The organism is Acidithiobacillus sp. 'AMD consortium', assembly GCF_008926505.1.
Lineage (GTDB): Bacteria > Pseudomonadota > Gammaproteobacteria > Acidithiobacillales > Acidithiobacillaceae > Acidithiobacillus > Acidithiobacillus ferridurans.
On record NZ_CP044411.1, the window covers coordinates 996,972 to 1,019,771 of the forward strand.

Below are 22,800 nucleotides of genomic sequence, written 5' to 3' on the forward strand. Positions count from 1 at the left end.
CATGACTCGATACCTCATTCGTCCAGGCAGTCGGCTTGTCGGCCGTTTCCCGGTCCCGGGAGACAAGTCCATTTCCCACCGTGCGGTCATTCTTGGGGCGCTTGCTGAAGGTGTCACGGAAGTGGAGGGGCTGCTGGAGGGCGCCGATGTGCTGGCCACCATCGCCGCTTTTCGCAGCATGGGGGTGCAGATGGAAGGCCCGGATAAAGGGCATCTGCGCATTCATGGGGCTGGCCTGCAGGGGCTGCGCGCGCCGGTTGTTCCTCTGGATTGCGGGAATTCCGGTACCGCCATGCGTCTGTTGGCGGGAGTGCTGGCCGGACAGTCTTTTCCCAGCACTCTGGTTGGCGACGCCAGTTTGCAGAAGCGGCCCATGGGCCGCATTTTGAACCCGTTGCGTGCCATGGGCGCGGAAATCACCGCCCAGGAGGATGGCAGGGCACCTTTACATATTCATGGGCGACCCCTGCACGGCATCGACTATGCCCTGCCAGTGGCGAGCGCCCAGGTCAAATCCGCCGTGTTGTTGGCGGGACTGTATGCCGACGGACAAACCTGCGTGACCGAGCCCGCACCTACGCGCGATCACAGCGAGCGGATGTTGCAAGGTTTCGGCCAACCGGTGGAGCGTCAGGGCCCGCGCGCCTGCCTGCGCGGCGGTGGTCGGTTGCGCGGGCAGGCGCTGCAGGTGCCGGGCGATATTTCGTCGGCCGCGTTCTTCCTGCTCGGCGCCACCATCGCGCCGGGCTCCGATCTCACCCTGGAAGGAATTGGCATCAATCCGACCCGGACCGGTATCATCGAAATCCTCACCCGCATGGGTGCCCGGATCGATCTGACGGCCTTGCGTGAAGTGGGCGGTGAGCCCGTCGCTGATATCCGCGTTCGCCATGCACCATTGCAAGGCATCGCTATCCCGCCCCGTCTGGTACCCCTGGCGATTGATGAGTTCCCCGCGCTGTTCATAGCGGCGGCGTGTGCGAAGGGGCAGACGGTGATTACCGGTGCCGAGGAACTCCGTGTCAAGGAAAGTGACCGCATCGCGGTAATGGCTGGTGGGCTGCGCGCGCTGGGTGTTACGGTAGAAGAGCGTGTGGATGGCGCCATGATCAGCGGATCAGCGCTGCTGGGCGGTCGGGTGGACAGTCATGGGGATCATCGTATTGCGATGGCCTTTGCTATGGCCGCACTGGTGGCGCAGGGGGATGTGGAAATTCTGGACTGCGCCAATGTGGCGACGTCTTTTCCGAGTTTTCCCGCGCTGGCGCAGCAGGCGGGGCTGCTGCTGGAGGTGGTAAGCGCATGAACATCGTCCCCGTCATCACCCTGGATGGTCCCGGCGGGGTCGGTAAGGGCACGCTGGGTCGTCTCTTGGCCCATGATCTGGGTTGGCATCTGCTGGACAGCGGCGCTATATACCGCGCACTGGCGCTGGCGGCGCAACGTGCCGGACTGGATGCAGATAACGAAGCAGCCCTGTCCGGGCTGGCGCGCACCTTGCCGCTGGGTTTTCGGGGCGTCGCCGACGAAACCCATGTGCTACTCGGAGGGGAAGTTGTGGATGCGGAAATCCGCACCCCTGAAGTCAGCGCGCTGACCTCACGGATTGCGGCAATTCCTGCGGTTCGTGCGGCCTTGTTGCAACGCCAGCGGGATTTTCGCCGGGCACCGGGACTGGTGGCCGATGGCCGCGATATGGGGACGGTGGTTTTTCCGGACGCACCGCTCAAGGTGTTTCTTACCGCCAGCGCCGAAGAACGCGGTAAGCGCCGTCTGAATCAGTTGATGGAACAGGGTATTAGTGCTAGTCTCGCCACAGTTGTGGCGGAAATTGCGGAACGCGATGCCCGGGACCAGCAGCGCAGCGTGGCACCGCTCCGGCCCGCGCCCGATGCAAAGATCCTGGATACCAGCGAACAAAGCGTTTCCGACACATACAGGGTCCTGCAAAGCTGGGTTCGATCTGCTTTTCAGGAAAATTAAAACCGCCATTTATGGCATCGAGCAGTGATTCAAGGGGCGCCCATGGCGTGCCCGGTAAATGAGGCCTACTGAAATTTATGACCACCCCTAACGCTGAAACGCTTGTTGAACCCAGTTTTGCCGAAATGTTTGAAGAAAGCCAGAGCACCCAGGGCCTCAAGCCCGGCGAGTTGCTCACCGGCATCGTGACCCGCGTCGATAACGACTTTGTCGTCGTCGACGTGGGCCTCAAGTCGGAAGGACCGATTCCCGCCGAGCAGTTCCGCAATGCGGAAGGCGAAATAGAGGTGAAAGTCGGGGACTCCGTAGAGGTCTGTCTGGAGCTGGTGGAAGACGGTATGGGCGAAACCCGTCTCTCCCGTGAAAAAGCTCGCCGCGCCAAGACCTGGGTCGACCTGGAGAAGTCCTTCAACGACAACGCCGTGGTGCATGGCTTCCTCACCGGCAAGGTGAAAGGTGGTTTCACTGTCAGTATCGACGGTGTGCGTGCCTTCCTGCCCGGCTCTCTGGTCGACGTGCGCCCGGTACGGGATGTGGCGTATCTCGAAGGCAAAGACCTCGAGATGAAGATCATCAAGCTGGACCGCAAGCGTAACAATGTGGTGGTCTCCCGCCGTGCGGTGGTCGAGCAGGAACAGAGCGTGGAACGCGGCGCGCTGCTGGAAAGCATTCAGGAAGGCGCGATTCTCGAAGGCGTGGTCAAGAACCTCACCGATTACGGCGCGTTTATCGACCTCGGTGGTATCGACGGCCTGCTGCATATCACCGATATGGGCTGGCGCCGGGTCAAGCATCCCAGCGAAGTGGTCACCGTGGGCGGTGAAGTGCGTGTCCTGGTCCTGAAGTTCGACCGCGAGCGTGGCCGTATCTCTCTCGGTATGAAGCAGCTGGGTGAAGACCCCTGGCGTGATATTGCCCGCCGTTATCCGGAGGCCACCCGAATTTTCGGTAAGGTCACCAACGTTACGGATTACGGCGCGTTCGTCGAGATCGAGGAAGGCGTCGAAGGTTTGGTGCATGTCTCCGAAATCGACTGGACCAACAAGAACATCAATCCGGCCAAGGCCCTGCATGTCGGCCAGGAAGTCGAAGTGATGATCCTCGATATCGACGAAGAGCGTCGCCGCATTTCGCTGGGTATCAAGCAGTGCCTGCCCAATCCGTGGGACGACTTCGCGCAGAACTTCCAGAAGGGCGATCGTGTCTCCGGTCAGATCAAGAGTATTACCGACTTCGGTGTGTTCGTCGGTCTGGATGGTGGTATCGACGGCCTGATCCATCTTTCCGATCTTGCCTGGGATCGTGCCGGCGAAGAAGCGGTACGGGACTTCAAGAAGGGTGATACTCTGGATGCGGTGGTCCTCAGCATTGATCCGGAGCGGGAGCGTATCAGTCTCGGCGTCAAGCAGATGGAAACCGATCCGTTCATTCAGTTTGTGGTGGCCAATGAAAAGGGTGCCCTGGTGGAGGGTGAGGTGATTTCAGTGGACAGCCGTGGTGCCGAGATTCGGCTTGGCGAGGGCGTGGAAGGATTCCTGCCCCATCGTGAACTGGCGCGTGGCGTGACCTTGTCAGCCGGGGATAAGATCGAAGTCAGCATTGCAATGGTGGACCGCAAGAACCGTACTCTGACGCTCAGCACCAAGGCTCGGGAAGCCGCCGTTTCCCAGGAAGAGCAAACAGCAGCGGTACAGCAATATGCGCGTAGTGCGGCGACGGGCACCACCAGTCTGGGCGACCTGATCAAAGAACAGCTCAAGCGTAAGCAGGAAGAGGAAAGTTAAGCACAAATCTTCTCTTCCGATCATGTGCTGATCGGGAATATGGGGTAATTGAGGTGGCGTCAGGGAAAGGCTTTTCTGAAGCGTTAACCTGCCGCTTGCCTTTTTGATTTTATGATGTCCTGTCAATTCACCATTCTTTGTAAGAAGCTAATAAACCATGACTAAATCAGAATTGATCAAAAACATCAGCGCACAATATCCGCACTTGAGTGTTCGTGATATTGAAATGGCCACCCGCCAGATGCTCGATTATCTGAGTGATGCGCTGGCTGAAGGGGAACGTATTGAAATTCGTGGTTTTGGAAGTTTTTCCATGCATGTGCGCCCTGCCAAGCAGGGGCGTAATCCGAAAACGGGAGAGCCGGTTCTGGTGCCTGAAAAGCGGGTTCCGCATTTCAAACCTGGCAAGGAGCTCCGTGAGCAGGTTGATTACCCGGAAGCGGTTGCGGGTGGCAAGGCTTAATTGACGGTTCGGCGTGGTGGATACCATCGTCGTCCTCGTCCTGCTGTTGGCGATCGCGCTGGGCGTCTGGATCGGCCGGGTTACTTCTCCGCGAAAACCTGCGCCGGGTGTCCCCGACACGATTCCCGAAATTTATATTCAGGGACTCAACCATCTCCTCAGTGAGCGCAATGACGAGGCGGTGGAGGTTTTTTTGGATGCGCTGCGGCAACACCCCGAAAGCGTTGACATCCTACTCGCCTTGGGGCGACTCTTCCGGCGTCGCGGAGAGTTGGAGCGCGCCTTGCGGGTGCATCAGTACCTTCTGGATCAGCCGGCGCTGGCATCTGACTTGCGGCAGAGTGTGCTGTTCGAGATTGCACAGGATTACCTCAAGGCCGGGATTCTCGATCGGGCCGAGTCCATCCTCAAAGAACTACTGGATCGTCAACCTGATCATTTGGAGGGCCTTGCCACGCTTGCCGAGTTGTACGAACTGGGCAGCGAGTGGGCCAAGTCTATCGCCGTGCGTCAGCAGTTGCACAAAACGGGTACGCACGGTCAGCGTCCGGTGATTGCCATGCTCTACGGTGAGCTTGCCGAGCAGTCTTTGCTCGCGGGAGAAACGGAGCAGGCGGGGGTCTTTTTAGGGATGGCGCGCAAGGAGGACCCGGAGAATCCACGGGCGTTGGTGGTCGGCGGGCGTATCGCCTTTGACCGGCGGAACTGGGACGATGCCTTCGACCTCTGGAGAAAACTGCTGGATTCCCGGGTGGAGTCCGTAATCCTGCTGGTTCTGGAACCATTTTTGAGCGTTTTACCACATGTTGCGAATGGCGTGGATGCGCAAAAGGCACGGGAACGCCTGTTGGATATGTGTCGTTCGCCGCTGGCGGTAAAACTTCTGGCGCATGCCCTGCAGGGCGTTGAAGGAACCTTGGCGGCGACAACGTATTTAAGGCATCTGCTATTGCGGCAGCCGGACATGCGGGTGATGCAGGTTCTGTTGGAACTGGACCCCGAGGCGCCAGATCCAACATTGTATCCCGTTATGGCGATGACAGTCAGAGGGCTTTCGGTAGAACCGGTGGTTTTTCATTGTCAGACCTGTGGATATCAGAGTCCTCAGTATTATTGGCGTTGCCCTAGTTGCCGTCAGTGGGGCACTTTTTCCGGAGGGTGCAGCTTGTGATTTCGCCGCTCATCATTGCGTTGGATTATGCGGATGAACGCGATGCCCTGGCTTTGGCGGATCAACTTGATCCCGCCCAGTGCCGGGTCAAAGTAGGCAAGGAACTTTTCACTGCAAGTGGCCCCGTCATTGTGAAGCGTCTGCAGGACCGGGGTTTCGACGTATTCCTGGACCTCAAGTTTCACGATATCCCGCAGACTGTTGCCAAAGCCTGCAGGGCGGCATCCCGGCTCGGCGTATGGATGCTCAATGTTCACGCCAGCGGTGGTAGCGCCATGCTGCGCGCAGCGCGTGAAGCCGTGGAAGACGGCGCCGGAACCCGGCGCCCGCTTCTGATCGCGGTGACGGTGCTCACCAGTATGGATGATGACGCGCTGCACGAAGTAGGGGTGAACAGTTCGGTGGTGAAGCAGGTTGGGCGTCTGGCGACACTGGCTGCGGCATGTGCACTGGATGGCCTCGTCTGTTCTGCGCTGGAGGCGGGCCACCTGCGGGATGTATTACCTGAGCTTCTGCGGGTGACTCCGGGGATTCGACCCGCGCAGTACGCGGAGGACGATCAGCGACGTATCATGACGCCTGCGGCGGCACTGGCAGCGGGTTCGGACTTTCTGGTGGTAGGCCGGCCGGTCACGGCTGCGGTGGACCCGGCACGGGCTCTCGGCCAGATATTGAATGAGTTGGTGGCTAAACCCGGCGATGCGCGGGAGCCACGCTGATATGCCGGATTGCGGCGGTGCTGCGGCTGTCCCCCGCATCATACTAGACCATGGAGAAGAAATACTGTGACTGCAGACGAAGTGGTGGCGCTGTACAAAGAAGACGGGGCGCTGCTCCATGGACATTTTCTGTTATCCTCCGGGCGACATAGCGATACCTACCTGCAGTCGGCCAGGGTGCTGCAATATCCGGGGCACGCTGCGCGACTGTGTGCGGCGATGGTGGCGGGTATTCCTGATGATCTGCGGCGGCGCATCTCTTGTGTCGTGGGGCCAGCCATGGGTGCGGTTCTGGTATCCTACGAATGCGGGCGTGCGCTGGGAGTACGCAGCCTGTTTACCGAACGGGAGGCCGGGCAGATGGTGCTGCGCCGGGGCTTTGCGCTGGCGCCGGGTGAGGGCGTCCTGGTGGTCGAAGATATTACGACGACAGGGGGCTCGACACGGGAATGTATGGCGGCTGTTACCGCAGCCGGTGGGCAGGTATTGGCGGCGTCAGCGATCATTGACCGTAGTTCGGGATTCAGCGATTTTGACGGTGCACCATTTTTTCCCCTATTGAAGCTCCCCGTGCTTACCTGGGAAGCTGCCGCCTGCCCGCTCTGCGCGGCAGGTGGAACGCCCGTCAAACCAGGGAGCCGTGGTCTGTCCTGACCTTGAGGGGCGAGCGGCTTGTGTTTACTATCGACGTATAGGCTTAGACAAAATGCAAAAGAAGGATCAGTTCATGCAAATTTCGACACCGGAGGCTGCGCCTCTGGAAAGACACATCCATGTGACCATTCCCGCCAGTGAAGTGGAGAGTGGGGTTTCCCAGCGTCTGCGTAACAAGGCGCGCTCCGCACGTTTGCCGGGTTTCCGGCCCGGCAAGGCGCCCATGACACTCATCGAACGCCATTATGGTTCCGATGCCCTCATGGAGACCTTCGACCATCTTATCAACGAACGCTATTCTCAGGTGGTGCGTGACGAATCTTTACGTCCGGTTGGAAGACCGGAAGTGCAGGTTGAGAAAGGTGGCCGCGGCGAGGACCTCGTGTTTACGGCCGTGGTAGAGGTATACCCCGAATTTGATCCGCAGGTGCCGGACGCCACCGTTATCCGCAAGACGGCTGAAATGACGGATGCGGACGTGGATGCCACCATAGATATCATGCGTCAGCAGCGGCGTTTTTATGTGCCCGCTGAGCGTCCTGCCCAGAACGAAGACCGGGTCACCGTGGATTTTCAGGGAGAGATTGATGGTGTCCCCATGGCGGGTGGCGACGTGACCGATTATTCCGTGGTGCTGGGCTCCGGCCGCTTGCTGCCGGATATCGAACAGGGATTGCTGGGGATGTCCGCGGGAGAAGACCGGACTGTCGCGGTGCAGTTTCCGGCAGAATATCATGTGGCGGAGCTCGCCGGCCAAGCCGCCCAGTTCCATCTGCAGGTCCGGGAAGTGGCAGCGCCACAGTTGCCCGAAGTGGATGCGGCTTTTGCCTTGGCGCTGGGTATCGAGGATGGAGACGTTGCCGTATTGCGGCAGGAAGTGCGGGAAAATCTCGAACGCGAAGCGCAGCGGATCAGCCGGGGCCAGGTAAAAGCGCAGATGCTGGACTTGGTAGTGGCCAGCAACCATCCCGATTTGCCCAGGCAAATGATCGGGCAGGAGCTGGAGCGTTTGCAAAAAGACGCCAATGCAGCGGCTGGTAGCGATCTGGACGCGCTGGCCAGGCGCCGGGTGGTGCTCGGCCTGGTGTTGTCGGAAATCGTCCGGCGCGAAAAGCTGCGGGCATCCCCGGCGGAAGTCACTCAGGTTATCCGGGATATGTCCGAACAGTATGAAGACCCGGAACAGTTCATAAGCTGGTACCGTAGTAAACCCGAGCAGATGGAGCAGGCCGAGGCCCTGGTGCTGGAAGACAAAGTGGTGGCATGGCTTCTGGAGCGTGTTAAAGTGAGTGACGAGGCCGTTAGCTTTAACCAGCTCATCGGCCGGGCGCCGACAGGTGAAACAAACGCGGAATAACCGGTGTCCGACGCTGGCCCGTGTCAACAGACAGGAGCATGGATTATGTGGAAACAGACTGAAGGCCAGATGGCACCCGCCGTACAGGGGCTGGGGTATGTGCCCATGGTGGTCGAACAGACCGGACGCGGTGAGCGATCCTATGATATTTACTCCCGTCTGCTCAAGGAGCGGGTGATTTTTCTGGTGGGCCAGGTGGAAGACATGATGGCCAACCTGGTGGTCGCCCAGTTGCTTTTTCTGGAAGCGGAGAATGACAAGGACATCTCGCTGTATATCAATAGCCCGGGTGGGTCCGTCACTGCGGGCATGGCGATTTATGACACGATGCAGTTCATCCGTCCGAAGGTCAGTACACTCTGCATCGGGCAGGCGGCGAGCATGGGCGCGGTATTGCTGGCCGCCGGTGCCGAAGGCAAGCGTTTTGCGTTGCCCAATGCGCGGATCATGTTGCATCAACCCTCCGGTGGTTTTCAGGGACAGGCGCATGATATCGAGATTCATACCAAAGAAATCCTGCGTATCCGGGAGCGGCTCAATGATATCCTGGTCCATCATACCGGGCAGAGCCGGGAACGCATCGAGCAGGATCTCGACAGGGACTTTTTCATGTCGGCCGAAGAGGCCCAAACCTACCATCTTGTGGACGCCGTGATCAGTCATCGCGGTGAAAACGAGACCGCCTGAACAGGCAGGAGAACAGCTATGGCTGGAAAGCATGAGGGAAGCGGTGAAAAGACGCTGTATTGTTCGTTCTGTGGCAAGAGCCAGCACGAGGTCCGCAAGCTGATCGCCGGTCCTTCGGTGTTCATCTGCGACGAATGCATCGAGTTGTGCAATGACATCGTCAAGGACGAGGTGCTGGATGACCACAGTGAGGCTCAGGACAAGCTGCCCAAGCCCATGGAAATCCGCAAAACGCTGGATGATTACGTGATTGGTCAGGACGTTGCCAAAAAGGTCTTGTCCGTGGCGGTTTACAATCATTACAAGCGTCTGGAACATGGCGGCAAGGACAATGAGGTGGAGCTGGACAAGAGTAATATCCTGCTCATCGGCCCCACCGGTTCGGGCAAGACCCTGCTGGCGCAGACCATGGCTCGCCTCCTGAACGTGCCCTTTGCCATGGCCGATGCCACGACACTCACGGAGGCCGGCTATGTGGGTGAGGATGTCGAAAACATCATCCAGAAACTGCTGCAGAAGTGCGACTATGATGTGGAAAAGGCGCAGACCGGCATCGTCTATATCGATGAGATCGACAAGATCACCCGCAAGTCCGAGAACCCCTCCATCACCCGCGATGTTTCCGGCGAAGGCGTGCAGCAGGCTTTGCTCAAGCTGATTGAAGGGACGGTGGCCTCGGTTCCACCACAAGGCGGCCGCAAACATCCGCAGCAGGAGTTTTTGCAGGTGGACACGCGGCATATCCTCTTTATCTGTGGTGGTGCCTTTGCGGGCCTGGAGAAGTCAGTCTCCGCGCGTCTGGAGAAGGGCGGTATGGGCTTCAATGCGCCCCTCAAGCGCCGCGACAAGGAAGCGACCGCCGCCTTGCTGATGCAGAACCTAGAGCCGGAAGACCTGGTGCGTTATGGCCTGATTCCCGAGTTCGTCGGGCGTCTGCCCATTTTGGCGCTGCTGGAAGAGCTGGACGAAGAGGCGCTCATTTCCATCCTCACTGATCCGAAAAACGCTTTGGTGAAGCAGTATCAGAAGCTTTTTGCCCTGGAAGGCGTGACCCTGGAGTTCCGTACCGAGGCACTGCGGGCCATTGCCAAAAAGGCCCTGACCCGCAAGACCGGGGCACGTGGTCTGCGTTCCATTCTTGAGCAGATTCTGCTGGATACGATGTACGAATTGCCCTCTATGAGTGGCGTGAAAAAGGTGGTGGTGGATGCCGCTGTCGTGGAAAGCGGCACGAAGCCGCTGCTGGTTTACGATGATGCTGCCAAGGTGGATATGTCTCATCCGGCCTGAAGTCGGGCGGGGATCGTCCTTGAAAAGCTCCATCGACGACCCCATCTGCGTTGCTATTGGTAGTAATCACCTGCTTTTGGAGTAGACCGTGGCCAAAATCGATAGAAGTCTTCTGGTGGAAGAAGAAGCACAGATGGTGCCGGTGTTGCCTCTGCGCGATGTCGTGGTATTCCCGTTCATGGTAATCCCTCTTTTCGTGGGGCGGGCAAAGTCGATTCGCGCCCTGGAAGATGCAATGTCCGGCGAAAAGCAGATTCTGCTGGTATCGCAAAAAAATGCCGCGGACGATGATCCTCAACCGGAGAATATTTACCGGATCGGTACGCTGGCGACGATTCTGCAGTTGCTCAAGTTGCCCGATGGTACGGTCAAGGTGCTGGTCGAAGGAACAGACCGGGCTAAAATCGTATCTTTCCTGCCGGCGGAGGAATCCCTGCGCGCTCAGGTACAGATCGTGGTCAGTGGCGCGGCAAATGATCGTGAGCTGGAAGCGCTCATGCGTTCGGTCAGCGCCCAGTTCGAGGCCTACGTCAAGCTGAACAAAAAAATTCCCCCGGAGATACTATCCACTCTGGCGAGCATGGATGATCCCGCACGACTGGCCGACACCGTCGCGGCCCATCTCGGCCTCAAACTCGAAGAAAAGCAGGAAATTCTGGAGAAGGCGGACACCCGCGCCCGGCTGGAGCATCTGCTGGGCATGATGGAGTCTGAAATCGACCTGCTGCAGGTGGAAAAGCGCATCCGCGGCCGGGTCAAGCGGCAGATGGAAAAGAGCCAGCGCGAGTATTATCTGAATGAGCAGATGAAGGCTATTCAGAAAGAGCTGGGTGATCTGTCAGAAGAGGGCGGCGGTGAGCTGGATGAACTGGCACGTAAAATCGACAAGGCCGGGATGCCGAAGGATGTACGGACCAAGGCCGACGCCGAGTTGAAAAAACTGCGGATGATGAGCCCCATGTCGGCAGAGGCAACCGTGGTGCGCAACTATATCGACTGGCTGGTGGGGGTACCGTGGCGTAAACGCAGCAAAATCACCAAGGATCTCAAGCGGGCCAAGGCCATTCTCGATGCGGATCATTACGGCCTGGAAGACGTCAAGGAGCGCATTCTCGAATATCTTGCCGTACAGGAACGGGTCGGCAACAGCCGCGGTCCCATCCTGTGTCTGGTGGGCCCCCCCGGCGTGGGCAAGACCAGCCTGGGGCGCTCCATCGCTGCCGCGACTGGACGTAAGTTCGTGCGGATGTCCTTGGGTGGCGTGCGCGACGAAGCGGAAATCCGCGGACATCGGCGTACCTACATCGGGGCCCTGCCGGGTAAAATCGTCCAGAGCCTGGCCAAGATTGCTACGCGCAATCCGCTGATGTTGCTGGATGAAGTAGATAAGATGGCGATGGATTTCCGGGGTGATCCGGCCTCCGCGCTTCTGGAAGTGCTGGATCCCGAGCAGAACACGACGTTCAGCGACCATTACCTGGAAGTGGACTTCAATCTGTCCGAGGTGATGTTCGTTACCACGGCGAACACACTCAATATCCCGGCCCCATTGATGGATCGCATGGAGGTAATCCGGATCTCCGGATACACCGAAGACGAAAAGATCCACATCGCTACCAAGTATCTTCTGCCCAAGCAGATAGAAAAGGCGGGGCTGCTGGACGGGGAAATGCAGCTTTCCCAAACCGTCATCCGGGATATCATCCGTTACTACACGCGGGAAGCGGGTGTGCGTAATCTGGAACGGGAACTCGCACGTATTTGCCGGAAGGTGGTAAAGGAACTCCTGCTCGACAAAAAGCGCACGCGTGTGCAGGTTTCGGATCGCAATCTGGACAAGTATCTCGGGGTGCGCCGCTTCGACTTTGGCAAGGCGGAAAAGGAAAACCGTATCGGTGAAGTCACCGGTCTGGCCTGGACTGAGGTGGGTGGTGAGTTGCTGAGTATCGAGGCGGTGGTCGTGCCTGGTCGCGGCAAGCTGCTGATCACCGGTAAGCTGGGGGATGTCATGCAAGAATCCATCCAGGCGGCCATGAGTGTGGTTCGTGCGCGGTCGCGGGCGCTGGGCATTCCCGCAGATTTTTACCAGAACCATGACTTCCATATCCATGTGCCGGAAGGCGCCACGCCAAAAGACGGACCCAGCGCAGGCATCGGTATGGCCACTGCCTTGGTATCGGCGCTGACCAATATTCCGGTACATGCCACGGTCGCCATGACCGGGGAGATCACGCTGCGCGGCGAGGTCCTGCCCATTGGTGGGTTAAAGGAGAAGTTGCTGGCGGCACATCGCGGCGGCATCAGTACGGTCCTGATCCCAGCGGAGAATGAAAAAGATCTGCAGGAAATCCCCAAAAACGTGCGTGATGCGCTGACCATCAAGGTGGTCCGGTGGATTGACGAAGTGCTGGCGATCGCGCTGGAGTCTTCGCCGACACCTTTGCCGCCTGAAAGCGGGGGTGACGTGCTGGTTGGTGTGGTGCCCGGCAAAGGATCTTCCGAGGACAAGGCAATGGCACATTAGAGGCGGTATGAGGACTCATTCCCGCAATTTTAATAATGGAGAATGAGTCCAGAATGCGGCGATATCCAATGTTAATGTCCCTGATGGTGATGATTCCGGAGGGAAGGTCTGGCCGTCCTTTGTGACGTTAGGCATTTTATGCACTTTCTTGACAAGCCTTTTTTTACCCTGCTATAACGTTTTCTGGATAGAGTTGATGCGCAGTTATACCTAGTAACCGAGTCCATAACAGGAGAAAGAAATATGAACAAATCGGAGTTGATCGAGAAGATTGCAGAAGAAGCTGGCGTGACCCGTGCCGCCGCCGGCCATACTCTGGATGCGCTTGTCAAGGTGGTTACTGACGCGCTCAAGGCTGGTGATCAGGTAACTCTGGTCGGTTTCGGTTCATTTCTTGTTTCCAGCCGTGAGGCGCGCAAAGGCCGTAATCCCGCTACCGGCGCGGAAATCATGATCGCCGCAAGTCGCACGCCTAAATTTAAGGCTGGTAAAGCATTGCGTGATGCAGTAAACTAGCGCGTCTGGTTTGGGCGGTTAGCTCAGTTGGTAGAGCGTCGGCTTTACACGCCGAATGTCGGGGGTTCGAGCCCCTCACCGCCCACCACAAATTTTATTGGGGTGGTAGTTCAGTTGGTTAGAATGCCGGCCTGTCACGCCGGAGGTCGCGGGTTCGAGCCCCGTCCGCCCCGCCAATGCGAGTAAGGCGACCCTTTTGGGGCGCCTTTTTTTACGTCGGTATCGCGCGGTGGCGTGAATACCGATATCCGCTAGTAGAATTGTTCAGCGTTTTCTAAAATTGGTTATTGGAGCCGTCGTTAGCCTGTTTTTTTGGCGTTCCGGTTTTCGGGGGATATGTTTATGATGGAAACATTTCGGAATTTCGGCAGATCGTGGGTGGCAAAATCACTCATGGTTTTAATCGCGTTGTCTTTTGTGCTTTGGGGCGTAAGCGGGTATTTATTCTCCGGACACTCAGCCTCATCTGTCGTGGCGACGGTGGATGGCCAGAAGATCAGCGATGCCGCATTTCAGAAACGTATGAAAGATACCCTGGCGCGTTATAGCCATATTTTTGGCGCAACGACGGCGGCGAAGATGGCGGCGGATAGGAGTTTCGGTCTGGAGGTGCTTAATGGCTTGATTGACAACATGCTTTTGGGCAGGGAGGCGGGCCGCCTGAACTTGCAGGTGCCGGATGCTGCGTTGGCGAAAAAAATCGAATCCATTCCAGCCTTTCAGGAGAAGGGTGTTTTTTCCAAAAGCCTTTACCAGAAATTGCTGGCTGCCAATGGAATGACGCCGGCACAGTTTGAAGACATGCTGCGGGAGAGTATGCGTCTGGAGCAGTTGCAAGTCGTTCCTCAGGTTGTAGCCACGGCATCGAAGGTCGAGGCTACCCGGATTTGGGCTTGGTCACAGGAGTACCGTGATGTCAGCACCGTAGATGTCCGGGATAGCGACTTTGCTGCGGCAGCGGGGCCAACGGCTGCCGAGGTGGCCGATTACTACCACGCCCACATGGATCAATTCCAGTTGCCGGCGCAGGTGCAGGTACAGTATGTGGTACTGGGGCCGAAGGATTTTGTCGCCAAGAGTGGCACTCCGACCAGCCCGGCAGTCAGTTCTCCCCCTGTGGCGACCCCACATTCCGCTGTTGCCGTTAATAGCTCTGCCGAAAACGCCTTCCAGGCCCAAGTGGAGAATTTCAAGGATCGCCTGTTCAGCAGCCCCGATGGGTTGAACGCGGTTGCCAAAGCCTATGGCCTGACGGTTCAGGAAAGTGGCGTACTTACCGCTGGAAAGGTGCTTACCCAAGGACCTTTTTCGGACGCCAAAGCGCTTGATCTAGCGTTTAGCAAGGCGGTGCTCGCCGGAAAAAATAGCACCGCGCTTACCTTGGCGAACGGGGATTTGTTGGCGGTGCATCTGCTTCACTATACACCAGGTAGTGTCCAACCCCTGAGTGCCGTCGCAGGAACCATTACGGCAAAACTAACCACGGAAAAGGCGGAGCAACTGGCCCGGAAGAAAGCGCAGGCATTGCTGACGGCGGCGCGGCAGGCGAAGGATATGAATATGTTGACAGAGCATGGCGCCTATCCGCTGCATGCGTACCGCGATGTAACCAGACGTAATGCGCTGGGGTTGGATAAGGCGGTGTTGGAGGCGGCTTTCATGGCGCCCGCACCGGTTGGCGGTGTCCCCTCCATGGATATGGTGAAGACCGCGTCGGGCTACCGGATTTTTGCCGTTACACGCGTAACTGCCCCTGCGCCAGCGGCCATAAATCCCAAAGTGACGGCGCAAATTCGTGCCTCTCTGGAAGAGCAAAGGGGCCGTCTACTGGCGACTGCCTATCTGAAGGACTTGCGGGAACATGCCAAGGTGAAGATCAACAACGCGCAGTTGGCGCAGATTGCCCGTTGATCAATGACCTGTAGGAGGGGCGGTCAGCCGCTGTAGCAGAGCGGCCAGCGCCGCGCTGAAAATGCCGATCACGGCGCCGCCAAGCACATCGGCGGGGAAATGTGCACCGACCGCCATGCGTGACCATGCCACCAGCACGGCATACACCGCAGCGGGTATCCACAGGATTTTGGAGGCCTTCCCCAGGAGCAGGCTGCCGCCGAGCAGAAAGGCCATTGCCGCATGGCCGGAGGGAAAGCTGTGCCAATATTCCGGCCTTCCCAGCACATGTACCGACAGAGACCCAAGTGCAACTACCGGGCGGGGGTAAGCGAGCCCTGATTTGAGCGCCACGACGATCAGCCACACGGCCAACTCACCGACGGCAAAATTCCAGACAACAGCAAAGGGCAGCGTCAGGGGCCTTAGCCGGAAGGTCACCACGAGCAGGGCCATCCAGACAGGAAAATATGCCGGCTGGGCAACCCACGATACCGTCTCCATGACTGCGGAAAGCGTCGGCGTATCGCTCAGGTGATTCACCAGCAGAAAGATGCGGTCATTCCACCCGTACCATGTATACCATTCCGGCTGCGGGAGCATCGTGGACAATGTCAGCTCATACCCAGGGCGACAAGCCAAAGTCCGACCCCGCCCAGAGCACTGAGCATGGCCATGCCGAAAAGCCAGACCCTTCCAGTCAAGGCCGTGACAGAGGCCAGTGAGATGGCGATTTGTAAAAAGATCATCGCAATGGCCATGTCGTTATGCGGCCTGTTCAATTGCTCCGAACGCATATTGGCCGCTGTGGAAAGTTGTTCCAGTTGCCGGGCTTCGGCCTGAACGGTCTTTTTCTGGCTCGTATATTTGATGATTTCCTTCTGGTATGGCTCTGCCTGTTTCTGCGGAGTCAGATCCACAGCCAGTTGCATGAGATGCTCTTTGGTGCTGATGGCCTGGTAGTAGTTCCACTGATCCGTCGCCTTGGCTTTCTCCAGCACCGCCTCGTTCTTGGCCAGCAACACCTCGTTCATCAGATGAGTCCCCTGATAACTGACAACCGCGCCGATGGTGGCCAGCAGCGCGGTGAAAATAGCCACCCACTGACTGAGGGAATGCTTGTGGGCGGGAGATTCGGCAGCCAAATGAGCGGCTTCTTCGTGCGGGGCATGGGTGTGCAGGGATTCGCTCATGGATTTTGTCCTTTTTACTGGAATGGTTGGCGTAGGGAACCGGAAGGCCCTGCGGCGCCGCAATTATCCTCTATCGCCGCAATTCTGCCTAGCAGTCACACGGTTGGTCCATATCTTCAGGAAACCTGCTCAGATAACGGTGCGCCGCTTGACCTGACCGGTCGGCCAGCTTATAAAACGCCCACTCAGGAGGTGATCGATGTCAGTCATGCCAGAACTTCACGGAGCCTCCAGCGAGGCGGATGTGTTGCAGCAATTGCCCGAGGACGTGCGGGAGCGCATCAAGGATCGCTGGCGGATTTATCAACTCCGCCATCACCCCTCCTGGTGGCGGAGGCTGATGCTGTTTCTGAGCCTGATCGGGCCGGGTATCCTGGTGATGATCGCCGACAACGATGCCGGAGGCGTGATTACCTATGCCCAGACCGGGGCGATGTATGGTATCGGTTTCTTCGTTCCCTTCCTGCTGCTCATGATCCCGGTGGCCTATGTGGTGCAGGAGATGACCGTGCGTCTTGGCGCGGTGACTCACCGGGGACATGCCGAGATGATCTGGGGGCGTTATGGCGCTTTCTGGGGGGTGTTTTCGCTGCTGGATCTGACTGTGGCGAATATCCTGACCCTGGTGACGGAGTTTATCGGTATTCGGGTCGGCATGAGCGTGTTTTCTGTGCCGCCGGTTCTTTCGGTCGCTGTGGCCTGGATCTTTCTCGCCGGGACCATGATCTTTCTGCATTATAACACCTGGGAGCGGCTGGCATTGTGGATTGCCGCAGGCAATATCGTATTTGTGCCCCTGGCTATCGCGGCGCACCCGGACTGGGGCCAGGTTATTGCCGCCGTGGGCAACTGGCATATTCCGGTGGGGACTGCGGTAGGCGCCTTTACCTATGTCATACTCGCCAACCTCGGAACGACGATCGCGCCGTGGATGCTCTTTTTCCAGCAATCCTCGGTGGTCGACAAGGGCCTTACGGTCAATGACATCCCCAGTGGCCAGGCCGATACCGCCTTCGGAAGCCTTTCCATGGGTATCATCGCCATTGCCATCGTCATCCTGACGGGTACTCTGGCGTATGGGCATCTCAACGCCGCCCAGTTTGACATACAGGCGATCCTCCATCTGTTACGAGAGAGCAGCCTCGGTAGTGTCGGAACCGCACTGTTCGCTCTGGGCCTCGTCGAGTCGGGGCTGATTGCGGCCATTGCCATTACCGCAAGTACTTCCTGGGCGGTGGGCGAAGCCCTCAAGCTGCCCCGGAGTCTGAACCTTCGGCCGCAACGGGCCTTGCCCTTTTATCTGTCCGGTATCCTGAGCGCCGGAATGGCTGCTCTGGTGGTGTTGATCCCGCAAATCCCACTGGGTTTTCTGAACCTGACCGTACAGGTGATCGCTTCCATATTCATGCCTGCAGCGATGTTGTTTTTGCTCATGCTGCTGAATGATCGCGAGATCATGGGGAGCTATGTGAACCGGCGCTGGCAAAATTATTCCGCATTCACCATCGTTGGTTTCCTTATTCTGGCCAATGCCGTTTATGGCTATACCGTCGTCTTCCCGTCCGCCTGAGGAGTTTCGTATGCATTCCCAAGAAGACTTTCATTCCGCGGCGACACCGGAATTTCTGGCGTTTCTGGAAGATGAAGTCCATCAGGAACCCAAACCACTGACCCGTGCGCCGATCCAGGGATGGATACAGGTGGCCTTCTGGGGACTGCGTATTTACATCGCGGTCATGCTGATCATGGTGGCCATCGGTTTTGCGCGCGGTATACATTGATCGAGGAGGGCAGGACAGTGCGGAGCACGCAATGACATCTTCATCAACGCCCGTTTCCGCATCTACTTTTCGTCTGGACTGGTCCGCAAAAGTCATTTTATTTGCCATTCTGTCATCCATTTTTTTGGCGGCGATGGACCAGACCGTGGTCTCTACCGCCTTGCCGACCATCGCCCGCGATCTCCATGGTCTGGCCAAACTACCCTGGATTGTGACCGCTTATCTGCTGACCTCCACCGTCTGTTTGCCGGTATATGGTAAACTGGGGGATCTTCTGGGGCGCAAGTATCTCCTGCAATCGGCAGTGTTGCTGTTTTTGGCAGGATCGGTGTTGTCCGGTCAGGCGCAAACCATTGACGAGCTGATGGTGTTTCGGGCCTTGCAGGGTATTGGCGGTGGCGGCTTGCTGGTGACCGCCATCGCCTCCATCTCGGACTTCATTCCCATTACCCAGCGCAGCCGCTATCAGGGGCTGGTGGGCGCCGCCTTTGGTCTCGCGACCTTGGCCGGGCCCTTTCTCGGTGGCTTCATCGTGGAGACCATGGGGTGGCGTTGGATATTCTATATCAATGTGCCCATCGGCATATTTGCCTTTTTCATCATCGGCTTCGCCTTTCCCAAACCGAAAACGGCCGAAAAGGTGCGGATGGATGTGCCGGGAACGGTCCTGCTGACCACCAGCCTGAGCGCCCTGGTGTTATTCGCCAGCGTGTCCGGGACGGTGTTGCCCTGGGATTCGGCCGGACCATGGCTTCTTCTCGCCGCGGGGCTGAGCGCGTTCGGCGGATTTATACGGTCTGAGCGGCATCATCCGGAACCTCTGTTGCCGCTCGCTTTTTTTCGTTTCAGAACGTTTTCGCTGAGCGTAATCATCTCTTTTTTTGTCGGGGTGGCGATGCTCGGCTCCGTCAGCTTTCTGCCCATTTATTTGCAGGACGTGCGTGGTTTCTCGCCGACTGCCTCCGGTCTGGAACTGCTATTTTTGCTCCTGGGCATGCTGGCCATGTCGGTGCTGACCGGGCGCCGGATCAGCCGGACTCAGCGTTATCGGGAGTTTCCCATCGCCGGCGCCCTGCTCATCACCCTGGCGCTTGGGCTGCTTTCCATGCTCGGGCAGCATATGCCCATGTGGCGCATCGACGCGGTACTGGTGCTGCTGGGACTGGGGCTGGGCACGACCATGCAGGTGCTGGTGCTCTCCGCCCAGCTTGCGGTGCCGCATCGCCACCTGGGGGTGGCGACGTCCACCGTCACCTTGTTCCGTTCCATGGGCGGCACTCTGGGGGTTGCGGCTTTCGGCGCCGTGTTTTCTGCCTTTTTGGCGGGGGGATCTCACGGTGATGTCCAGGAGGGGGCGCCTGCCCTGATCGTCCAGACGCTGCATACGGACTTTTTGATCGCAGCGCTGTTCAGCTTTGCCGCATCGGTCTGTGCGTGGTTTTTGGAGGATATGCACGTGCTCGTCAAGCGCCGGGATGCCCTCGATCGAGGGTGATCACCGAGTAAGCTGAGGATGGGTGGCGAGTAATTCTTCCGCTTCCCGGCAGAGCGCGCGCCGCTCGAGGATGGTGGCGGGCAGACGGCCGCCCGCCTGCCGCCACAGGACGGCCGCACGGACGCCGCTGAGGAGGAGGGTACGGATGCGTGCGGCATCGTCCGGGTCGCTCAGGAAACGGCTCTCTCCGCTGACGATGATGCGCGGGCGGAGAATGCCGATGGCCTCGGTGTAAGTCTGGGCGAGCCCGGCAACGATGCTGCGTTGCATCGGATCAGCAAAGTGGGCGATCTGGCGTTGGGCCTGCTCGACGCCTTCCTGAACGCGCCGGGTGGCCGAGGCGTTTTTGAGCAGGTGCTTGCCGAGGGTGGTCAGCGCCATGCTGTAGCGCAGCAGTTCGGCCTCCCGGGCGTTGCCGGGACCGCGTTGCAGCAGCGGGCAGAGCAGCGCCAGAGAGTGACGCAGGCTGTCGACATCGCCCAGGGCGCGCAGGCTGTCCTTGCTGTCCAGCGTCAGAACGCTCCTGATGCAGGTCTGCAGGAGGTCTCCGGGTTGTGCGCCATTACGCGCGATGTCTTGCACCAGCAGGGCGCTGCGCAGGACACCGGCGAGGCCCAGGGCGCGGTCACGCCGCCGCCGGGCGTCAGGGAGAAGGAATGACCACATGGGTTTACGCCTGTCGTAGGAGAAGGGGGCAATTCATCGTTTAAGCGGGTTCACCATTCAAAATGTCGCCCAAGGCATGAATCAGCGCGCCGACCTGGGTTTCGGTCAGTTTGCGCCCCCGCTCGTTGAGAATGAAAAAGGTGTCTTCCACTCGCTCACCGAAGGTGGAGACTTTGGCGCCGTGGATATTGATGTGCAATGCGCGCAGCGTCTCGCCGACCTGATAGAGCAGGCCGAGGTGATCTGCAGCGCGGACTTCCAGCAGGGTATAGCGGGGCAGGACGCCATTGTCCACGCGGATCTCGGCGGGAACGTGTGCAAAAAAACGGTGGCGCGGATCGCAATGGCGCAACCCAAAACGGGGTTTGCGCACGGCTTTCCCTTCAAGAACAGCGCGGAGTTCGGCAGCCAGGTCGGCATGGGCCTGGGCGCTGTGGGCGAAAGCGTGGCTATTGTCGATGACCAGGAAGGTGTCGATGGCGCGACCATCCTCGCTGGTATCGATCCGGGCGTCGAGGATGTTCAGGGATTGCCGGTCGAGGGCACCGGTAATCTGCTGGAAAAGTCCCGGTCGGTCCGGGCCGTAAATCAGGACCTCACTGCCCTCGGGCGCGTGGGACCGCACCGCGACCAACGCTTTCCGGCTTTTGTGGGCAAGTATCTCCCGGCAATGCCAGAGTAGTTCGTCTTCTGTGTAACGCAGAAAATACGGGCCCGAAAGCTGCTGCCAGAGGGCGTGTACACGTGGATGGTCGGTACTGATGATTTTCTGCAGAACAGCCTGCTGCTTATCGGAGATGATCTGCGGAAGGTCCCGGGTCTGGCGGTCTTTCCGCTGAAGTTCCGTGGCCGTCGCCCGGTATAGTGTACTGAGCAGCAGTCCCTTCCAGTCATTCCAGAGTTCCGGGTTGGTGGCACGCATGTCGGCGACGGTGAGGAGCAGCAGATAGGCAAGATGGCGTTCATCCCGGACCAGTTGGGCAAAGTCGCCGATGACCTGAGGGTCTTCAAGGTCGCGGCGCTGGGAGACAGCGGACATTCGCAGATGTTGTTCCACCAGCCAGACGACCAGGTCTGTATCGCAGGGCGACAATCGCAGACGCCGGGCAAAACGCCGGGCTTCCTGAGCGCCGATTTTGGAGTGATCGCCGCCGCGGCCTTTGCCGATATCGTGGAAGAGACCGGCCAGCACCAATAACTCCGGTTTTTCCACCTGCCGCCGGGCGGCTTCGGCGACGGGCAGGAGTGGTGCCTCGCCAGTCCAGATCTGACCGAGGTTGCGGAGCAGAAAAAGGGTATGCTGGTCGACGGTATACGCATGGAAGAGATCGTGCTGAATACGTCCGGTGATACGTCCGAAGGCAGGGAGTATGCGTGCCAGCAGACCACATTGCTGCATCATGGCGAGGCTGCGATAGGCGCCGTCGGGCTGGGCGAGAATGGCGAGAAGTTGCTTCTGCGCGACGGGATCTTGGTCCAGATCCCGCGGGTGAATGGCGTTCCGCAAGGCGTACAGATGGCGTTGCGTCTGTGCGTCGAGGGTGCGCCACCGGGGGTCTTCCGCCAGGCTACGGAACAGGCTCAGAATATGCCGGAGCAATTGTACATCATTGCGATGCAACGTGGGCCGGGACAGGGCCACGCGCTGGTCGGTAACCTCCAGCGCTGGGGTGCGTGCGGCCAGATGCTGCGCGATGTTTTCCTGGGCAATGGCGGCGATACGCAGAATATCGGCGAAGGCGCGATAGAGTTTCTGCATCAATTGTTCGACGGCGGTACGTCCCGGCCGATCGGTGTAGCCTAGTTGCCGCGCCAGAGGTGCCTGTAGATCGAGGCGCAGACGGTCTTCGTGGCGTCCGGTGGCGTGGTGCAGGGCGATCCGCAGGCGGGAGAGCAGGGCCTGGGCGCGCAGGAGCTGACGATATTCCTCGCCGGTAATGATGTCCTCATCGCGCAGGCGACGCAGACTGCCCTCCCCGAAAACACTGGCCGCGAGCCATTGCAGATGATGGATATTGCGTAGCGCACCGGGACCTTCCTTGAGGTTGGGTTCGAGGTGAAAGGCCGTGTCGCTGCAGCGGGCGTGTCGGTTTTCTTGCTCCGCCAGTTTGGCAGCGAAAAAAAGCGAGGGAGGCCAGGGGGGATTTTCCCGTAACGCGTCGCTCAGTTGTTGCAATAATGGGTGCGATCCGGCCAGATAACGGGATTCCAGCAGGGTGGTGGCGATACCCAGATCCTGACGCGCCTCCTGCAGGCATTCGTCCACGCTGCGGACGCTGTGCCCCACCTGCATCTGCAGGTCCCAGAGGCAGGTCAGGAAGCCTTCGATGAAGCCCTTTTGTACCGTCGTGAGCGTCGGTGGGGTCAGAATCAGGAGATCGATGTCGGAGCGGGGGAAGAGGGTGCCGCGCCCGTAACCGCCTACGGCCGCCAGGGCGAGTTCTTGCGCCGTCGCCGCATCTGCACCCGATGTGCTCTGCCAGAGCCTGCGCAGGGTACTGTCCACCGCGCGGCAGCGCTGGTGGAGCAGAGCGCTGGCACTCTGCTGTGGCGAGGGGGCGGCTGGCGAAGACCGAACTTCGCCCAACGCAGCGGGCGTCCGGGACTGCGCGGGGTGGATCGTCATT

At 58.9% G+C, this 22,800-nt stretch carries 20 protein-coding genes and 2 tRNA genes; 18 read left to right on the forward strand and 4 right to left on the reverse strand.

Features of this window, described 5'->3' with window-relative positions; translation table 11 throughout:
- Nucleotide 1: 1 nt before the first annotated feature.
- From aroA to F6A13_RS05325, 15 genes are all read left to right on the forward strand, one after another.
- The gene (gene aroA, locus F6A13_RS05255) at nucleotides 2-1,306 is read left to right on the forward strand and encodes a 3-phosphoshikimate 1-carboxyvinyltransferase (protein WP_113526721.1); all 1,305 of its coding nucleotides are present in this window, start codon (nucleotides 2-4) and stop codon (nucleotides 1,304-1,306) included.
- Entirely contained in the window at nucleotides 1,303-1,983 is a 681-nt protein-coding gene (gene cmk / locus F6A13_RS05260; RefSeq protein WP_113526720.1) for a (d)CMP kinase, read from the forward strand. Before aroA ends, cmk begins: the two co-directional genes overlap by 4 nt.
- A gap of 77 nt (nucleotides 1,984-2,060) precedes the next feature.
- On the forward strand, nucleotides 2,061-3,767 hold the full coding sequence (rpsA, locus tag F6A13_RS05265; RefSeq protein WP_113526719.1) for a 30S ribosomal protein S1: 1,707 nt from the start codon (nucleotides 2,061-2,063) through the stop codon (nucleotides 3,765-3,767).
- 157 nt (nucleotides 3,768-3,924) lie between these two features.
- Nucleotides 3,925-4,230 (forward strand): integration host factor subunit beta, encoded by a 306-nt coding sequence (locus F6A13_RS05270; RefSeq protein ID WP_009567461.1) that lies wholly within the window; start codon nucleotides 3,925-3,927, stop codon nucleotides 4,228-4,230.
- Nucleotides 4,231-4,246: 16 nt separating this feature from the next.
- A complete protein-coding gene (locus tag F6A13_RS05275) occupies nucleotides 4,247-5,401 on the forward strand; it encodes a tetratricopeptide repeat protein (protein WP_225981972.1) in 1,155 nt (384 codons plus the stop codon).
- Nucleotides 5,398-6,120: an orotidine-5'-phosphate decarboxylase gene (gene pyrF, locus F6A13_RS05280; RefSeq protein WP_172959369.1), complete on the forward strand. Its 723-nt coding sequence runs from the start codon at nucleotides 5,398-5,400 to the stop codon at nucleotides 6,118-6,120. The genes F6A13_RS05275 and pyrF overlap by 4 nt, the downstream gene beginning before the upstream one ends.
- 66 nt (nucleotides 6,121-6,186) lie before the next feature.
- A complete protein-coding gene (gene pyrE, locus F6A13_RS05285) occupies nucleotides 6,187-6,774 on the forward strand; it encodes an orotate phosphoribosyltransferase (protein WP_113526717.1) in 588 nt (195 codons plus the stop codon).
- Nucleotides 6,775-6,847: 73 nt separating this feature from the next.
- Complete coding sequence (tig, locus tag F6A13_RS05290; RefSeq protein ID WP_225981973.1) at nucleotides 6,848-8,131, forward strand: trigger factor; 1,284 nt, start codon at nucleotides 6,848-6,850, stop codon at nucleotides 8,129-8,131.
- Nucleotides 8,132-8,176: 45 nt separating this feature from the next.
- A complete protein-coding gene (gene clpP, locus F6A13_RS05295; RefSeq protein WP_113526715.1) occupies nucleotides 8,177-8,818 on the forward strand; it encodes an ATP-dependent Clp endopeptidase proteolytic subunit ClpP in 642 nt (213 codons plus the stop codon).
- 18 nt (nucleotides 8,819-8,836) lie between these two features.
- The gene (gene clpX / locus F6A13_RS05300; protein WP_113526714.1) at nucleotides 8,837-10,108 is read left to right on the forward strand and encodes an ATP-dependent Clp protease ATP-binding subunit ClpX; all 1,272 of its coding nucleotides are present in this window, start codon (nucleotides 8,837-8,839) and stop codon (nucleotides 10,106-10,108) included.
- Nucleotides 10,109-10,241: 133 nt separating this feature from the next.
- Nucleotides 10,242-12,632 (forward strand): endopeptidase La, encoded by a 2,391-nt coding sequence (lon, locus tag F6A13_RS05305; RefSeq protein WP_226829216.1) that lies wholly within the window; start codon nucleotides 10,242-10,244, stop codon nucleotides 12,630-12,632.
- A 243-nt stretch (nucleotides 12,633-12,875) separates the two neighbouring features.
- Nucleotides 12,876-13,148, forward strand: a complete 273-nt coding sequence (locus F6A13_RS05310) for an HU family DNA-binding protein (protein ID WP_012536433.1) — start codon at nucleotides 12,876-12,878, stop codon at nucleotides 13,146-13,148.
- 12 nt (nucleotides 13,149-13,160) lie between these two features.
- Nucleotides 13,161-13,236: transfer RNA gene (locus F6A13_RS05315), tRNA-Val, on the forward strand.
- 11 nt (nucleotides 13,237-13,247) lie between these two features.
- A tRNA-Asp gene (locus F6A13_RS05320) sits at nucleotides 13,248-13,324 on the forward strand.
- 166 nt (nucleotides 13,325-13,490) lie between these two features.
- The gene (locus F6A13_RS05325; protein WP_126605174.1) at nucleotides 13,491-15,059 is read left to right on the forward strand and encodes a peptidylprolyl isomerase; all 1,569 of its coding nucleotides are present in this window, start codon (nucleotides 13,491-13,493) and stop codon (nucleotides 15,057-15,059) included.
- On the opposite strand, the gene F6A13_RS05330 is transcribed toward F6A13_RS05325, so the two are convergent.
- Nucleotides 15,060-15,641, reverse strand: coding sequence for a phosphatase PAP2 family protein (locus F6A13_RS05330; RefSeq protein ID WP_113526795.1), 582 nt, complete (start codon nucleotides 15,639-15,641; stop codon nucleotides 15,060-15,062). It lies immediately after the preceding gene.
- An 11-nt stretch (nucleotides 15,642-15,652) separates the two neighbouring features.
- A complete protein-coding gene (locus F6A13_RS05335; RefSeq protein ID WP_113526711.1) occupies nucleotides 15,653-16,231 on the reverse strand; it encodes a DUF4337 domain-containing protein in 579 nt (192 codons plus the stop codon).
- A 199-nt stretch (nucleotides 16,232-16,430) separates the two neighbouring features.
- On the opposite strand from F6A13_RS05335, the gene F6A13_RS05340 reads away from it, so the two are divergent.
- Genes F6A13_RS05340 through F6A13_RS05350 form a run of 3 tightly spaced genes read left to right on the forward strand, consistent with a single transcriptional unit; the run spans nucleotide 16,431 to nucleotide 19,507 of the window.
- Entirely contained in the window at nucleotides 16,431-17,801 is a 1,371-nt protein-coding gene (locus F6A13_RS05340; RefSeq protein WP_113526710.1) for an NRAMP family divalent metal transporter, read from the forward strand.
- A gap of 10 nt (nucleotides 17,802-17,811) precedes the next feature.
- Nucleotides 17,812-18,012, forward strand: a complete 201-nt coding sequence (locus F6A13_RS05345; RefSeq protein WP_113526709.1) for a hypothetical protein — start codon at nucleotides 17,812-17,814, stop codon at nucleotides 18,010-18,012.
- 31 nt (nucleotides 18,013-18,043) lie between these two features.
- A complete protein-coding gene (locus F6A13_RS05350) occupies nucleotides 18,044-19,507 on the forward strand; it encodes an MDR family MFS transporter (RefSeq protein WP_151528120.1) in 1,464 nt (487 codons plus the stop codon).
- On the opposite strand, the gene hflD is transcribed toward F6A13_RS05350, so the two are convergent.
- Both hflD and glnD read right to left on the reverse strand, forming a co-directional pair.
- Entirely contained in the window at nucleotides 19,508-20,173 is a 666-nt protein-coding gene (gene hflD / locus F6A13_RS05355) for a high frequency lysogenization protein HflD (protein ID WP_113526707.1), read from the reverse strand.
- Nucleotides 20,174-20,213: 40 nt separating this feature from the next.
- The gene (glnD, locus tag F6A13_RS05360) at nucleotides 20,214-22,799 is read right to left on the reverse strand and encodes a [protein-PII] uridylyltransferase (protein ID WP_126605175.1); all 2,586 of its coding nucleotides are present in this window, start codon (nucleotides 22,797-22,799) and stop codon (nucleotides 20,214-20,216) included.
- Nucleotide 22,800: the final 1 nt, after the last annotated feature.